The sequence below is a fragment of the Pseudomonas sp. 05T35 genome, from assembly GCF_056396605.1.
In genome coordinates, this window is record NZ_JBFTLU010000096.1 from 1 (window position 1) to 14,768 (window position 14,768).

16 protein-coding genes and 1 pseudogene are annotated in these 14,768 nt (G+C 59.8%); 10 read left to right on the forward strand and 7 right to left on the reverse strand.

What is annotated here, in order from left to right; genetic code table 11:
* The 5 genes from AC1DH9_RS10095 to fabI form a co-directional block, all read left to right on the forward strand.
* A partial coding sequence (locus tag AC1DH9_RS10095; RefSeq protein ID WP_477808115.1) for an ABC transporter substrate-binding protein occupies positions 1–744 on the forward strand: 744 nt, incomplete at its 5' end.
* 1 nt (position 745) lies between these two features.
* Positions 746–1,819, forward strand: coding sequence for a microcin C ABC transporter permease YejB (locus AC1DH9_RS10100; protein WP_477808116.1), 1,074 nt, complete (start codon positions 746–748; stop codon positions 1,817–1,819).
* A 1-nt stretch (position 1,820) separates the two neighbouring features.
* Positions 1,821–2,840 (forward strand): ABC transporter permease, encoded by a 1,020-nt coding sequence (locus AC1DH9_RS10105; RefSeq protein WP_054597120.1) that lies wholly within the window; start codon positions 1,821–1,823, stop codon positions 2,838–2,840.
* A gap of 1 nt (position 2,841) precedes the next feature.
* Positions 2,842–4,452 (forward strand): ABC transporter ATP-binding protein, encoded by a 1,611-nt coding sequence (locus AC1DH9_RS10110; RefSeq protein WP_429538696.1) that lies wholly within the window; start codon positions 2,842–2,844, stop codon positions 4,450–4,452.
* A 19-nt stretch (positions 4,453–4,471) separates the two neighbouring features.
* Complete coding sequence (fabI, locus tag AC1DH9_RS10115) at positions 4,472–5,266, forward strand: enoyl-ACP reductase FabI (RefSeq protein ID WP_477808117.1); 795 nt, start codon at positions 4,472–4,474, stop codon at positions 5,264–5,266.
* 55 nt (positions 5,267–5,321) lie between these two features.
* Here fabI and AC1DH9_RS10120 read toward each other — a convergent pair whose 3' ends face one another.
* Positions 5,322–6,173, reverse strand: coding sequence for a LysR family transcriptional regulator (locus AC1DH9_RS10120; protein WP_477808118.1), 852 nt, complete (start codon positions 6,171–6,173; stop codon positions 5,322–5,324).
* A gap of 114 nt (positions 6,174–6,287) precedes the next feature.
* On the opposite strand from AC1DH9_RS10120, the gene AC1DH9_RS10125 reads away from it, so the two are divergent.
* Positions 6,288–6,713 carry a VOC family protein gene (locus tag AC1DH9_RS10125; RefSeq protein WP_427544854.1) on the forward strand — a complete coding sequence of 142 codons (426 nt, stop codon included), beginning with the start codon at positions 6,288–6,290 and terminating at the stop codon, positions 6,711–6,713.
* A 36-nt stretch (positions 6,714–6,749) separates the two neighbouring features.
* Here the strand turns inward: AC1DH9_RS10125 and AC1DH9_RS10130 are convergent, their stop codons facing one another.
* From AC1DH9_RS10130 to AC1DH9_RS10145, 4 genes and pseudogenes are all read right to left on the reverse strand, one after another.
* A complete protein-coding gene (locus AC1DH9_RS10130) occupies positions 6,750–7,328 on the reverse strand; it encodes a hypothetical protein (protein WP_477808119.1) in 579 nt (192 codons plus the stop codon).
* Position 7,329: 1 nt separating this feature from the next.
* A pseudogene (locus AC1DH9_RS10135) lies at positions 7,330–9,206 on the reverse strand (xanthine dehydrogenase family protein molybdopterin-binding subunit).
* A 2-nt stretch (positions 9,207–9,208) separates the two neighbouring features.
* Positions 9,209–9,670, reverse strand: coding sequence for a (2Fe-2S)-binding protein (locus tag AC1DH9_RS10140; protein ID WP_427544934.1), 462 nt, complete (start codon positions 9,668–9,670; stop codon positions 9,209–9,211).
* A 186-nt stretch (positions 9,671–9,856) separates the two neighbouring features.
* Positions 9,857–11,011 (reverse strand): NnrS family protein, encoded by a 1,155-nt coding sequence (locus tag AC1DH9_RS10145; RefSeq protein ID WP_427544860.1) that lies wholly within the window; start codon positions 11,009–11,011, stop codon positions 9,857–9,859.
* Positions 11,012–11,351: 340 nt separating this feature from the next.
* On the opposite strand from AC1DH9_RS10145, the gene AC1DH9_RS10150 reads away from it, so the two are divergent.
* The gene (locus AC1DH9_RS10150; protein ID WP_477808120.1) at positions 11,352–11,855 is read left to right on the forward strand and encodes a VOC family protein; all 504 of its coding nucleotides are present in this window, start codon (positions 11,352–11,354) and stop codon (positions 11,853–11,855) included.
* Positions 11,856–11,892: 37 nt separating this feature from the next.
* Positions 11,893–12,726 carry an AraC family ligand binding domain-containing protein gene (locus tag AC1DH9_RS10155; protein WP_477808121.1) on the forward strand — a complete coding sequence of 278 codons (834 nt, stop codon included), beginning with the start codon at positions 11,893–11,895 and terminating at the stop codon, positions 12,724–12,726.
* 10 nt (positions 12,727–12,736) lie between these two features.
* Here the strand turns inward: AC1DH9_RS10155 and AC1DH9_RS10160 are convergent, their stop codons facing one another.
* Positions 12,737–13,324 carry a LysE family translocator gene (locus AC1DH9_RS10160; protein WP_054597111.1) on the reverse strand — a complete coding sequence of 196 codons (588 nt, stop codon included), beginning with the start codon at positions 13,322–13,324 and terminating at the stop codon, positions 12,737–12,739.
* Between the two features lie 278 nt (positions 13,325–13,602).
* Between AC1DH9_RS10160 and AC1DH9_RS10165 the strand changes: the two genes are divergently transcribed.
* Positions 13,603–13,887 carry a hypothetical protein gene (locus AC1DH9_RS10165; protein WP_477808122.1) on the forward strand — a complete coding sequence of 95 codons (285 nt, stop codon included), beginning with the start codon at positions 13,603–13,605 and terminating at the stop codon, positions 13,885–13,887.
* Between the two features lie 69 nt (positions 13,888–13,956).
* Here AC1DH9_RS10165 and AC1DH9_RS10170 read toward each other — a convergent pair whose 3' ends face one another.
* Positions 13,957–14,157: a hypothetical protein gene (locus tag AC1DH9_RS10170; RefSeq protein WP_427544868.1), complete on the reverse strand. Its 201-nt coding sequence runs from the start codon at positions 14,155–14,157 to the stop codon at positions 13,957–13,959.
* Between the two features lie 194 nt (positions 14,158–14,351).
* Here AC1DH9_RS10170 and AC1DH9_RS10175 point away from each other — a divergent pair, with 194 nt between their 5' ends.
* Positions 14,352–14,681, forward strand: a complete 330-nt coding sequence (locus AC1DH9_RS10175; RefSeq protein WP_427544870.1) for a DHCW motif cupin fold protein — start codon at positions 14,352–14,354, stop codon at positions 14,679–14,681.
* Positions 14,682–14,768: the final 87 nt, after the last annotated feature.

Genomic DNA, 14,768 nt, shown 5'->3' on the forward strand with positions numbered 1-14,768 from the left:
GACCAGGATCAACTGGCGATCCTCGATCCATTCCGGGGCAAGATCCCCGATCAGGTCTTCAGCGAAGCGTTCCAGAACTCCGTCTGTGACGGCAGCGGAATGATCCGTGCCCAACAGCGCAAGGCCTATCAACTGTTGCAAGAAGCCGGCTGGCGAATCGTCGACGACAAGATGGTCGATACCAATGGCAAACCGGTAAGCATCGAATTCCTGCTGGCGCAGACCGAATTCGAGCGGGTGCTGTTGCCGTTCAAACGCAACATGAGCGACCTGGGGATTGACCTGGTGATTCGTCGGGTCGACGTGTCGCAGTACATCAACCGCGTGCGCTCGCGCGACTTCGACATGGTGGTTGGCAGCTTCCCGCAGTCCAGCTCACCGGGTAACGAGCAGCGCGAATTCTGGAAGTCCGAAAGCGCCGACAAACCCGGCAGCCGCAACTACATGGGCCTGAAAGACCCGGTAGTCGATGAACTGGTCGAAGAGCTGATCAACGCCGACTCGCGCAAAAGCCTGGTGGCCCATGCCCGGGCGCTCGACAGGGTGTTGCAATGGGGCTATTACGTGATCCCCAACTGGCACATCAAGACCTGGCGCGTGGCGTACTGGAATCACATTGGCCACCCGAAAGTCCCTCCGACCAATGACGTGGGCATTTCCACCTGGTGGGTCAAACCCGATGCTAAACCTGCGATCGAAGTGCTGACCAAAGAACAAGCCGATCCTGCGGGCATGGAGCAATAAGATGCTGGCGTATATTTTTCGGCGACTGTTGCTGATCATTCCAACCCTGTTCGGCATTCTGCTGATCAACTTCGTGATCATCCAGGCCGCCCCCGGTGGCCCGGTGGAACAGATGATCGCCAAGCTCGAAGGCTTCGAAGGCGCTACCAGCCGCATTGCCGGCGGCGGTGCCGAAGTGTCGGTGGCCGGTTCCAGCTATCGCRGCGCCCAGGGCCTGGACCCGGCGCTGGTCAAGGAAATCGAGCACATGTACGGCTTCGACAAGTCGGCGCCGGAACGCTTGTGGATCATGATCAAGAACTACGCCACCCTGGATTTCGGCGACAGCTTCTTCCGGGACGCCAAGGTCATCGACCTGATCAAGGAAAAGATGCCGGTGTCGATCTCCCTCGGGCTCTGGAGCACGCTGATCATGTACCTGGTGTCGATCCCGCTGGGGATCGCCAAGGCCACCCGGCACGGCAGCCACTTCGACGTGTGGACCAGTTCGGCGATCATCGTCGGTTACGCGATCCCGGCGTTCCTGTTTGCGATCCTGCTGATCGTGGTGTTTGCCGGCGGCAGCTACCTGGACTGGTTCCCCCTGCGCGGCCTGACCTCGAACAACTTCAGTGAATTGAGCTGGATGGGCAAGGTCCGCGATTACTTCTGGCACATCGCGCTGCCGGTGACGGCACTGGTGATCGGTAACTTCGCAACCATGACCCTGTTGACCAAAAACAGCTTCCTCGACGAGATCAACAAACAGTACGTCGTCACCGCCAAGGCCAAGGGCCTGACCCGGCACCGCGTGCTGTATGGCCATGTGTTTCGCAACGCCATGCTGCTGGTGATCGCCGGCTTCCCTTCGGCCTTCATCGGGATTTTCTTCACCGGCTCATTGCTGGTGGAAGTGATCTTCTCGCTCGACGGCATGGGCTTGATGAGTTTTGAAGCGGCGATCAACCGTGACTACCCGGTGGTGTTCGGCACCCTGTTCATCTTCACCCTGCTGGGGCTGGTGGTGAAGCTGATCGGCGACCTCACCTACACCCTGGTCGATCCACGGATCGACTTCGAACACCGGGAGCATTGAGATGAACCTGTCCCCTCTCAATCGCCGACGTTTCGAGCGGTTCAAGGCCAACAAGCGCGGCTGGTGGTCGCTGTGGCTGTTTTTGATCCTGTTTGGCGCGAGCCTCGGTGCCGAGCTGATCGCCAACGACAAGCCGCTGGCGGTGCATTACGACGGCCAATGGTATTTCCCGGCACTCAAGCGTTACCCGGAAACCACCTTCGGCGGCGAATTCCCGCTGGAAGCCAACTACAAGAGCCCGTACATCCGCGAACTGCTCAAGGCCAAGGACGCCTGGACTTTGTGGGCGCCAATCCCGTTCAGTTACCAAAGCATCAACTACGACCTGAAAGTCCCGGCCCCGGCACCGCCCTCGGCAGACAACCTGCTGGGCACCGACGACCAGGGCCGCGACGTGCTGGCGCGGGTGATTTACGGCTTCCGGGTGTCGGTGCTGTTTGCGCTGACGCTGACCATTCTCAGTTCGATCATCGGCGTGATTGCCGGCGCCTTGCAGGGTTTCTATGGCGGCTGGGTCGATCTGGCCGGACAGCGCTTTTTGGAGATCTGGTCGGGTTTACCGGTGCTGTACCTGTTGATCATCCTCGCCAGTTTCGTGCAGCCAAACTTCTGGTGGCTGCTGGGGATCATGCTGCTGTTTTCCTGGATGAGCCTGGTCGACGTGGTCCGCGCCGAGTTCCTGCGTGGGCGTAACCTGGAATACGTGCGCGCCGCCCGGGCGCTGGGGATGCAGAACGGCGCAATCATGTTCCAGCACATCCTGCCCAACGCCATGGTCTCGACCATGACCTTCATGCCGTTCATCCTCACGGGCGCCATCGGCACCCTGACCGCGCTGGACTTCCTCGGCTTCGGCCTGCCGGCAGGCAGTGCATCGCTGGGTGAACTGGTGGCTCAGGGCAAATCCAACCTGCAAGCGCCGTGGCTGGGCATGAGCGCCTTTGCGGTGCTGGCGCTGATGTTGAGTTTGCTGGTGTTTATCGGCGAGTCCGCTCGCGATGCCTTCGACCCGAGGAAGTGAAATGAATCAGGACAATCTGATCGAAGTGCGCAACCTCTCTGTCGAGTTTGTGGTCGGTGAGCACGCGCAACGGGTGGTAGAAGGCGTCAGCTTCGACATCAAGCGCGGTGAAACCCTGGCGCTGGTCGGCGAAAGCGGCTCCGGCAAATCGGTGACGGCGCACTCGATCCTGCGCCTGCTGCCCTACCCCTTGGCGCGCCACCCCACCGGCACCATCAACTACTCAGGGCATGACCTGCTGTCGCTGAAAGAGAAAACCATCCGGCACATTCGTGGCAACCGGATTGCAATGATCTTTCAAGAGCCAATGACCTCGCTGAACCCGCTGCACTCGATCGAGAAACAGATCAACGAGGTGCTGGGGATTCACAAAGGCCTGACCGGCAAGGTCGCGACCCAGCGCACCCTGGAGCTGCTGGAACTGGTGGGGATTCCCGAGCCGCGCAAACGGCTCAGGGCCCTGCCCCACGAATTGTCCGGTGGCCAGCGTCAGCGCGTGATGATCGCCATGGCCCTGGCCAACGAACCGGAACTGCTGATCGCCGACGAACCGACCACCGCGCTGGACGTGACGGTTCAGCTGAAAATCCTCGAACTGCTCAAGGAGCTGCAGGCCCGCCTGGGCATGGCCCTGCTGCTGATCAGCCACGATTTGAACCTGGTCCAAAGAGTCGCGCATCGCGTATGTGTCATGCAAAAGGGGTGCATCGTCGAACAGGCGTCGTGCGAGGAGTTGTTCCGCGCGCCGCAGCATCCTTACACCCGGGAGCTGCTGGCAGCGGAACCTCGTGGCAACCCGGCAACCAATGTCATCGGCCCGCCATTGCTGCAAGTCGAGGACCTGAAAGTCTGGTTCCCGATCAAAAAAGGCTTTTTGCGCAATACCGTCGATTACGTCAAAGCGGTGGACGGAATCAACTTCAGCCTGCCTCAGGGACAGACCCTGGGCATCGTTGGCGAGAGCGGTTCGGGCAAGTCCACACTGGGGCTGGCGATTTTGCGGTTGATTGCCAGCAAAGGCGCGATTCGTTTTGAAGGCAAGTCGTTGGACTGCCTGTCGCAGCAACAGGTAAGGCCGCTGCGGCGGGAAATGCAGGTGGTCTTTCAGGACCCCTTCGGTAGCCTGAGCCCACGGATGAGCGTGAGCCAGATCGTTGGCGAAGGCCTGCGGATACACCGGATCGGTACAGAGACCGAGCAGGAACTGGCGATTATCGCGGTGCTCAAGGAAGTCGGTCTGGATCCGGCAACCCGGCACCGCTATCCCCATGAGTTTTCCGGCGGACAACGGCAGAGAATCGCCATTGCCCGGGCCCTGGTGCTGAAACCGGCGTTGATCTTGCTGGACGAGCCAACCTCGGCCCTCGACCGCACCGTGCAACGCCAGGTGGTTGAACTGCTGCGCTCACTGCAAAGCAAGTACAACCTGACGTATCTGTTCATCAGCCATGACCTGGCGGTGGTTAAAGCACTGAGTCACCAGTTGATGGTGATCAAGCACGGCCAAGTGGTCGAACAAGGTGATGCGCAAGGTATCTTTGCCGCACCGCAACATCCTTATACACAGCAGTTGCTGGAGGCCGCTTTCCTGGCACCAGCCACTGCGCAATAACCTGAAAGAGGAGCAACACATGGGTTTTCTCGCCGGTAAGCGCGTACTGATCGTCGGTGTCGCCAGCAAGCTGTCCATCGCATCCGGCATCGCTGCCGCCATGCATCGCGAGGGCGCTGAGCTTGCCTTCACTTATCAGAACGACAAACTCAAGGGTCGTGTCGAAGAGTTCGCACAAGGCTGGGGTTCGAGCCCTGAGCTGTGCTTCCCGTGCGATGTGGCCAGCGATGAAGAAATCGCCAAGGTCTTCGAAGAGCTGAGCAAAAAATGGGACGGCCTGGACTGCATCGTGCACTCCGTTGGCTTCGCTCCGGGCGACCAACTGGACGGCGACTTCACCGAAGCCACCACCCGTGAAGGTTTCCGCATCGCTCACGACATCAGCGCCTACAGCTTCGTGGCCCTGGCCAAAGCGGGCCGCGAAATGATGAAAGGCCGCAATGGCAGCCTGCTGACCCTGTCGTACCTGGGCGCCGAGCGCACCATGCCGAACTACAACGTGATGGGCATGGCCAAGGCTTCGCTGGAAGCTGGCGTGCGTTACCTGGCCGGCTCCCTGGGCCCGGAAGGCACCMGCGTCAACGCCGTATCGGCTGGCCCGATCCGCACCCTGGCCGCTTCCGGCATCAAGAACTTCCGTAAAATGCTGGCCGCCAACGAAGCGCAAACGCCGCTGCGTCGCAATGTCACCATCGACGAAGTCGGCAATGCCGGCGCCTTCCTGTGCTCGGACCTGGCGTCCGGCATCAGCGGCGAAATCATGTATGTGGACGGCGGCTTCAACACCACCGCCATGGGCAACATCGAAGAGTGATCTTCGCGCGTTAACAAGAAACCCGCCGATTGGCGGGTTTTTTGTGCCGGTCATTTCAGCCCCACCACGAACCACTGTGGGAGCGAGCCTGCTCGCGATAGCGTACTGACAGCAACAGCACGATCTCCCGATAGAACGTCAGTTCACCCAGCGAGATGATCCTGACCTTTGCGCCATAGTCCAGCCAAAGCCCCGCCCGGGGAATCAACGCCACCCCAAGCCCGCACTCGACCATTTTCACGATCGCCTCCAGCTCATCCAGCTCCAGCGCGACTTTGACCTCGATCTGCTGCTCGCGCAGAAAGCCTGTCACCAGCCGGCCACCGAACGAGTTGCGGTCATAACGCACCTGCGGATGCGTGCTGAGTATCTGCAACGGATCCTCGCCTTCAAGGTCCGGCGGCACGATCAACACAAAAGGCTCCTGCCGGATCACCTGGGCCGACAGTTCCTTGGGCAACTCAAAGGGTGGCTTGATCAGGATCGCCAGATCAAGCTCACCAGCGTCAACCTGACTCAACAGGTTGAGTGACACGCCGGGCACCAGTTTTGGCTCGAGCAACGGCGCCTGCTGCCGCAAACGTAGCAACGCCTGAGGCAGCAAACCGGTTTGGGCGGTCGCCACAGCGCCGACCCTCAATTCGCCGCGAAACTCGCTAACGTCGTCACTGACGGCCATGCGCTGAAAGGTTTCGAGGATTTCCCGGGCCATCGGCAACGCCCGCTGCCCCGCCGCGTTGAGGATGGCCTGACGCCCGGTGCGGTCAAACAGGCGAATACCCAACGCCTGCTCCAGGTTGCGCATTTGCGCGCTGACGGCCGATTGCGTGAGGCCAATGTGCATGCCGGCTGCGGCGAACGTGCCATAGCGAGTCACTGCGATGAAGGTTTTCAGTTCACGCAGCATGAGCGCCTCGATTGATCGATTTTATTTGAGCTGGAGGCAAAAATTATCGTCTTTTAATCAAAAATCACAAGACTAGAATCAGCTCAACTTCCCTGTCATCGAGGCTTGAACACCATGCGTCTCTCCCCTTTTCATCTGGCCATTCCGGTGTATGACCTTGCTGCCGCACGGCTTTTCTATGGCCAGGTGTTCGGCCTGGAGGAAGGACGCTCAAGCGAGCACTGGGTGGACTTCAACTTTTTCGGCCACCAATTGGTTATCCACGAACACCCGAAAACCGCCACGCAGGAGTCCGCCCACACCAATGCCGTGGACGGTCACGACGTACCGGTCCCGCATTTCGGCGTAGTGCTGTCGATGGAGGAATGGGAGTCCCTGGCCGAACGGCTCACATCACTGGGCACGCGTTTCGTGATCGAGCCCGGCATTCGCTTCAAAGGACTGGTGGGCGAACAGGCGACGATGTTTCTGTTCGACCCGTGCGGCAACGCGCTGGAGTTCAAGGCGTTCAAGGACATCGAACAGTTGTTCGCCAAGTAACCTTCAGCGTCATACCGGCCTGCAAGCGGATCCCGTCTAGCTCCCCGCCACCGGACATGGCCCACCCGCTTCTGCCCACAGTTTGAACTGGGTGACAAAAATATCGTGAGGTACCGGCACCGGCGTCCTGTTACCTCCGGGATTCCAGCCCCAGAGCACCAGCTTGTCGTCGCTGACATGGGTGATCAGCGCGGCAAAATCACGGTCGCCGTTGCTCGAACGGTCCTTGATCATCTGGCACAGCCGGTCGGCCGGCAAGCCGATCCAGGCCATTTTGTGTGCAGCCGATGGCAGCCCCCAATGCGGGGCACCGGGTRGCGCGTGGGGGCCGTAGCTGTCTGGCGGATTGCTGTCGGCGTGGCAGGTTGCACAAGGCAGGCCCGCCGCCCCCTTGCCGTCAGTGCCGCGAACCACGTTCATGCCATGCGGTTTCCCGGCGTCGAACTGCAAGGGCGCGTCACCGGGGATATGGCAGTTCTGGCAACGCGGGCTCTGGAACACCTTCTGCACCGTGGCAAACGCCGCCAGCGCGGCTTGATCGTCGGCAAACAGCTCAGAGGTGTAACCGCCGCCCCCGAGCAACAGCAGCGCGCCCAGAAACAGATGCCGCCTCATCTCACACCCCCGCCAGTTGCAACGGCAGTTCACGCAAGCGTTGCCCGGTCAGGGCAAACACCGCATTGGCCACCGCCGGCGCCGTCGGTGGCACCCCGGTCTCGCCGATGCCGCATGCACCGCCACGCCCAATGCGTGCCCGGCAGGCAGCGGCGCCTTCCAGTTAGCCTTCTCCACCGCCAGGTTCAGTACGCCCAGATGACGCGGATACTCCTTGAGCAAGGTCCGTCGGTATTCCACCGGGTCCTTGCCGGCCGCCGTGGCCAGTTCATCGATCAATGACTCGACGACAAACGCCGTGTGCGTGTGCCCCACAGAACGCATCCACAGCACGCTGATGCCGGTTTTCGGCGAATGCAGATCGACCAGATGGTCGGCCAGGCCCTTGATGTAGGGGCTGTCGGCCACGCCTTCGACCGAGGTGGCGTCGACGCCATTCTTGACCATCGTCGCTTCGAACGAGGTGCCGTCCATGATCGACTGCCCGACCAGCACGTGCTGCCAGGCCTGGGGCATGCCCTTGGCGTCCAGGCCAATGCGCGCCTTATGGAGGAACGCCGAGCGGTAGTAACCACCGCGTATGTCATCCTCCCGCGACCAGACGGTTTTCACTGGCGCGCCGGCCGCCTTGGCGACTTGCACCGCTTCACTGACAAAGTCCGAGGTCGGATTGGCTCGACGACCAAAACCGCCTCCAAGGAATTCGGTATGAATCTCGACCTGCTCGGGTTTGAGCCCGGTGATTTTCGCCGCAATCATTTGGTCCAGCGTCTGGAATTGGGTGCCGGTCCAGATCTCGCATTTGTCCGGGGTGATTTTCACCGTGCAGTTGAGCGGCTCCATCGGCGCATGCGCCAGGTAGGGAACGCTGTATTCAACATCAATCGTCTTCACTGCCTTGCTCAACGCGGCGCTGATGTCGCCCGCCTGGCTGGCCGGGGTACCGGGGATCGCGGCCAGTTTGCGGAAGTTTTGCAGCAAGGTGTCGCTATCCAGAGCGGCGTTGGGCCCCAGGTCCCAGTCGATTTTCAGCGCATCACGACCGAGTTTGGCGGCCCAATAATGATCGGCCACCACGGCTATACCTGTCGGCACCTGCACGACTTTATGCACGCCCGGCAGCGCCAATGCCGCTGCGCCATCGAATGATTTGACACTGCCACCAAACACCGGCGAGCGCGCGACCATGGCCGTGAGCAATCCGTCGAACTGCACATCCATGCCGAACTTCGCCTGGCCGGTGATTTTTTCCGGGGTATCCAGGCGCTTGGTCGGTTTGCCGATGATCTTCCAGTCCTTGGCGTCCTTGAGCTTGATCGACGCCGGATCGGGCGCCGGCAGTTGGCCAGCATCATTGGCCAGCTCACCATAAGTGGCGCGCTGATCGCCGGCGATCACCACGCCCGGTTCGGTTCGGACCTTCGAGGGTGCGACGTTGAAGCGCTTGGCGGCGGCCTCGATCAACATCAAGCGCGCAGCCGCACCGGCCTGACGRTAGCGRTCGAAYTCCATCCAGGTCGAGGTCGARCCGCCGGTGATYTGCATSCCGCCAAASGCYGGCAGRCCATAMTCGGCKGCCGATGCYGGYGCRTGYTCGACGCGRATYTTCGWCCARTCGGCGTCCAGTTCTTCGGCGATCAACATGCTCAGGCCGGTCCAGATCCCCTGCCCCATTTCGGAGTGCCCCAACAGAATGGTCACGCTGCCATCGGGCGCAATGCGCAAAAAGGCGTTGGGGGCGAACACCGCGTCCGGCGTCGAAGCCGCCTGCGCAAAGCGATTGGCTCCCGGAATGACAAACGCCACCACCAGCCCTGCACCGAGTACCGCACTGCTTTTCAAAAAGTCCCGTCGAGAAGTCTCGATCTTCGCGCTCATCGTCATGCCTCCCCGATTTGCGCAGCACGTTTGACCGCCGCACGAATACGCGGGTAGGTCCCGCACCGACAGATATTGCCCGACAGCGCCTGATCGATATCGCTGTCGCTCGGCGACGGGATTTTTGCCAATAAAGCCGCCGCCGACATGATCTGCCCCGACTGACAGTAACCGCATTGCACCACGTCGATCTCGGCCCAGGCGCGCTGCACCGGGTGCGAACCGTCGCTCGACAGGCCTTCGATAGTGAGGATCTTTTGCCCGCTGGCGACGGCTGCCGCCGGAGTGATGCAGGAGCGTAACGGCGCGCCGTCGACATGCACCGTGCAGGCACCGCACTGGGCCATGCCGCAGCCGAACTTGGTACCGGTCAAGTGCGCGACATCGCGCAATACCCACAACAGCGGCATGTCACCGGGCACGTCCAGGGATTGATCTTTGCCATTGATATTGAGTGTCAGCACGGCGATCTCCTCAGTCACTCACGATGTCCTTTCATGGCGTCACTGTGGCAACGACTGCCTACGCGCGCCTCGGTTTATCCATTGAGCTAAGCGCAATTTTCCCGAAGCCTTGAATTGCGCGACCACCGGTCACAAAAAAGGGCCACTTCCTGGGAAGCAGCCCTGTGTTTCAAACCATCAACCGACTTACACCCTCGGCCCCAGCAGGATCCGCGTATAGCGCCATAAAAACAGTGCAAACGCGGCGCACCAGAACAACGCCGAAATGGCCAATCCATGAGTGCTGAAAGGCACGACAAAGACCCGACAGATCCCGGCCAGCAACACCAAACCAAATCCGAGCACTACGGCTTTTGGCGGCTGCAACAGGCGCCCGGTATGGCCGAGACTGACTCGCGCAATCATCGCCAGCACCAACCCGCCAACACCACCGACTGCCAATGAATGGGTGGCGAGGCTTTGTTGCGGCATCATGCCCAGTTGCCACTGCGCCATGGCCAACGCGGCAATCAACAGCCAGGCATACGCCAGGTACAACGACCACAGCAGCGGCACGCGCCAAATGCCGTTGTCATACCAGCGCCACAGACGAATCAGGTGCAAACCGCTGATCAACACAAACAACGCCGCCAGCCAAGGCCTCGGTGTGTCGTTGAACCCTGCGCCGATCATCACCACCACCAACAGGCTGGCGATCAACAGCACTTTGGTTTGCAGTGGCTGCGCAATGGCTCCTTGAGGGCGATTCAAACCACGCTGGATGAAGAATGGAATCACTCGCCCGCCAATCACGCTCATCAACGCAGCAACCAGCCACAACGCCGCCAGCACGCCGCGCCGCTGCAATGCGATGTCGTCTTGAGCCATGCCCCACAAGGTCAGCAACTGACACCCGGCCAGCACACCGATCATCAGCAGAATCGGGTAGTTCTCACGCTTGCGTGCGGCGATCAGATTGCGTCCCAGCCCCACAGCCAGCAGCGGCAGAAAAGGCACTTGCAACGCCAGCAGCCACGCTGCGGAAAGCGGCATCAGCCAGGCCAGGCGAGCCACCAGCCACACCAACAGCAACCCCAGCAGCGGCCAGCCGGACAAACCGGGGCGGCCGGTCCAGTTGGGTACCGCGGTCAGCAGGAAACCACCAATGATCGCCGCGGCAAACCCGAACGGCATTTCATGCCGATGCCACGCCAACATCCCGCCCATCGGTTGCGCACCGGGCAAGCGTCCGTAAAGCCATAAGCCCCAGACCGCCAGCGCGATACAGGCAAAGGCGCTGCCTGCGAGGAAGAACGGTCGGAACCCCAGGCTCCAGAGAGGTACGTGCTTGATCGATGGCATCTCAGACCTCCGTGCCGATCGGACCTTTGCTCGACAGGTGCAGAACATTCTGAGGGTTACTGAAGAATTCGAACATTTTGGCGTACTCCTGAAGCGGTTCAGTTGTACGTATCGACTATCAAGTCGCGTGCCAGCTTTCAAAGCCCCATAAAACAGTACTTTGCAGCCTATATGGTCAATATGACTCAAGTGTCGACAGGTCTAAATGACCCTATTAATTGTCATTATGACTACTTCCAATACATGGACGCCCTGATCTTGTCGATTGACGGTTACGCCTGACGACCACCGGCTGACTACGCTAATAGTCCAGCCTGATCATTCCTGGAGGAGAACCTTCATGTCGCGCATTCAAAAACTCACGCCCTGCCTGTGGTTCGACGATCAGGCCGAAGCCGCTGCACAGTTCTACTGTYCAGTGTTCGAACACTCGACCATTACCGCCATCACTCACTATGGCAAGGCCGGTTTCGAGCTCCATGGCCGGCCCGAGGGTTCAGTGATGACCGTCAGCTTCGTGCTCGACGGCCAGACCTTCACCGCCCTCAATGGCGGCCCGGTGTTTCGCTTTAACGAGGCGATCTCGTTCCAGGTCAACTGCCATACCCAGTATGAAATCGACCACTTCTGGAATGCGCTGTCTGCCGGTGGTGACAAACAGGCCCAGCAATGCGGCTGGCTCAAGGACAAGTTCGGCCTGTCCTGGCAAATCGTGCCCGTGGTGATGATGGACATGATGACCGACAGGGATACCGCCAAATCCCAGCGCGTCATGCAGGCGATGTTGCAGATGAAGAAACTCGACGTCGCCACACTCGAGCGAGCCTTTAATGGCGAGAGCTAATACACTCCCCCACTGAACTGCCAAAGGACGCTTGCGGATGAAACACGCCATCGCCAAAAATGCCGACAAAGCCCCTCGCTTCTGGCGCGATGACGCACTGCCCTTCATCGAAGCACGCTCCATCGCCGATGGCCGCGAAGTCTGTTATGCCCGACATTCCCACGAGTTTTTTTCCATCGGTGCGATCACCGCCGGGCGCAGCACCTATCTCCATGAACACGCCGCGTTTGAAGTCGGCAGCGGCACCGTGGTGCTGATGAACCCCGGCGATGTCCATGCCTGTAACCCGATTGACGATCAGCCCTGGTCTTATCGCATGCTGTATGTCGATACGCCGTGGTTGAACGACCTTCAGCATCAACTGGGATTCAGCAAAGAGCTGGACTTTCGGCGCTTTTCAACCACCCACTKCAACGACGCCGGACTGTTTAGCGGGCTCAATCATCTGTATGACGTACTGCTCGACGAACAGCTGGAGACGCTGCAAAAACACAGTGCCGCCGTAGCGTTTTTTACTGAAGTGCAGCAAACGCTCAATCCGGCTGAATTGAGCGTTCGCGAACCCAACCTCAAGCTGGAGCGAGCGGCCGAGTACATCCGCGACAACTGCACCCTGTCGCTGAAACTCGAAGACATCTGCGAGGCGGCAGATCTGTCGGCGTCGTACCTGATCCGCACTTTCAAGCAGCATTACGGCATGACGCCCCACGCGTTTCTGGTCAACCATCGCATCCAGTTCGCCCGCAGCCAACTGCGTCGAGGCAAGTTGATTGCCGACGTGGCACTGGAAGCCGGGTTCTCGGATCAGGCGCATTTTCAGCGAGCGTTCAAACAGCATTTGGCCGCGACGCCGGGGCAGTATCGCGGTTGAAGCCCAAGATTTATGGCAACAGCAAGTAACCCGCACTCACCGCCAGCAACGACGCCATGAACCGGTTAAACAACCGCATGCCGCCGGCATTGCTCAGGTACTGTCGCAGAAAGGTCCCGGCATAAGCCCAGCAGGCCACCGACAGGTAGCAGACCACCAGATACACCGCGGCAAACTGCCAGACCAGCTGCGCTTCGCCATCGGCAACAAAAGCCCCCATCCCCGCGACACAGGCCAGCCAGGCTTTCGGGTTCAGCCATTGCATCAGCGCGCCGTAGAACATCGTCGGCGCTTGCCCTGAATCACCCGCACTGAGCCGCCCATCGTCAGTGGCGAGCTTCCAGGCCATGAACAACAGGAACGCCACCCCGAACAACTGCACCGCCCGTGTCAGCGATGGCCAGAGTTTTAGCAGTTCATGCAGGCCCAACCCCATCAACACCAGTAACAGCACAAACCCCAGCGTTGCACCCGCTACATGCCGTTGGCTGGCGCGAAAGCCGTACTGCGCGCCGGAGCTCAGTGCAACGATGTTCACCGGCCCAGGGGTGATCGACGACGCCAGCGCAAACGCGGCCATGGAAATGATCAGACTCATTGCACACCTTCTTCAATAACTTCGGGACATCCCGGCGCTCAAAGTAGGAGAACGCTGATAGGCCTGTATTGAAGAAAAACACCCCCGTGCAGTCCTCGACATTTCAGATCGAACGCGTCGGTCACCCAGGTGTCATTAATAGTAATGGGATCGCGGCCTCTGACCACCCTCACACCGTTGAGCGGGCAGCGAGTCCAGACAGAAGAGCAGAGTCACCGACAGGGATGTGGCAAGTGACCCTTGCGCTACGCCGAAATCCTTGCAAAGGAGATCCACTGATGGTGACTCACTATAAGACTGCCGGGCACCTGGCCTGCGGCCGCCATGGCAGCAATCTTCCGTCTACGACTGAATTTGCCCGCGTCAAATGCCGCAGCTGCCGCAATACCGACGCGTTCAAGGACGCCCGAAAAGACGCTCGCAACGCTGCACGTCGAGCGGCGCGTAGAGCCAAAGTCCCACATGCCGCGATTGACTGGCGCGCGTCCTGGATCAAAAGACTCAGCGAGATGCCGGGCAAGCAACGGCTCCCACGGGGATTCAGCGGCCAGYCGTACGTTTAGGATTGTGGAAGCACAGAGATCAGTACGCCGATGATTGCCATCGGCGTATGCGGTTTGCGAATGGCCGAATCAGTCGTGCTGCAACAGCCCCGAGCTGTATTGATTAAAGCTGTTGCCGACCGGGCTACCACCAAAGCTCATCTTGTTGGCGCCACGGCCGTCGAATTGATGGCAATCCTCTGAAAAACAGCTGCTGGTTGTCACGCCAGAGCACGCGCTCAACAACAACGTGCCGGTGATCAAAAAGATTTTGACGAGGTTCAACTTCATTGTTCAGTTCCCCTTGGCTGGAAACGAGGCGATGCACGATTCGAGTTGACCATCCTACGCTGCCAAATTAGCTGAAACATAATGAAACATTGCAGGCTGACAGCCCGGGTTCAGCTTCTGGAGAAACCCCATCCATTGACAACCTGCCACCAGCTGCGTAAATCGGTTCTCCCTCCTGACTTCAAGAACTCGCCATGGATATAGCAGCCATCCCGTTCGGCACCACCGACTGGTCGACCGTTGAACCCACCGTCCACGCTGGCGAAATCGGCAGCGCCTATTGGCGCACCCAACAGTTCGGCGCAATTCGCGTTCGAATGATCGAATACACCGCCGGTTACCTGGCAGACCACTGGTGCTTGAAGGGCCACATCCTGCTGTGCCTTGAAGGCGAGCTGCACACTGAACTCGAAGATGGGCGCCAGTTCGTGCTGAAACCCGGCATGAGCTATCAGGTGGCGGATAATGCGGAGTCTCACCGGTCGTCGACGGTGACGGGGGCGAAACTGTTCGTAGTGGATTGACCGCGCCTCGCGGGGCCGTAAACGCAGGGTAACGACGCACAAGACGACCGTTGATCTGCGAATACGGCCCACACCCAATAAAAACAT

Coding starts and splice junctions, on each gene's coding strand:
- AC1DH9_RS10105 (WP_054597120.1), top strand. CDS start 1,821: ATGAACCTGTCCCCTCTCAATCGCCGACGTTTCGAGCGGTTCAAGGCC.
- AC1DH9_RS10120 (WP_477808118.1), bottom strand. CDS start 6,173: ATGCTGCGTGAACTGAAAACCTTCATCGCAGTGACTCGCTATGGCACG.
- AC1DH9_RS10175 (WP_427544870.1), top strand. CDS start 14,352: ATGGATATAGCAGCCATCCCGTTCGGCACCACCGACTGGTCGACCGTT.
- AC1DH9_RS10145 (WP_427544860.1), bottom strand. CDS start 11,011: ATGCCATCGATCAAGCACGTACCTCTCTGGAGCCTGGGGTTCCGACCG.
- AC1DH9_RS10110 (WP_429538696.1), top strand. CDS start 2,842: ATGAATCAGGACAATCTGATCGAAGTGCGCAACCTCTCTGTCGAGTTT.
- AC1DH9_RS10125 (WP_427544854.1), top strand. CDS start 6,288: ATGCGTCTCTCCCCTTTTCATCTGGCCATTCCGGTGTATGACCTTGCT.
- AC1DH9_RS10170 (WP_427544868.1), bottom strand. CDS start 14,157: ATGAAGTTGAACCTCGTCAAAATCTTTTTGATCACCGGCACGTTGTTG.
- AC1DH9_RS10160 (WP_054597111.1), bottom strand. CDS start 13,324: ATGAGTCTGATCATTTCCATGGCCGCGTTTGCGCTGGCGTCGTCGATC.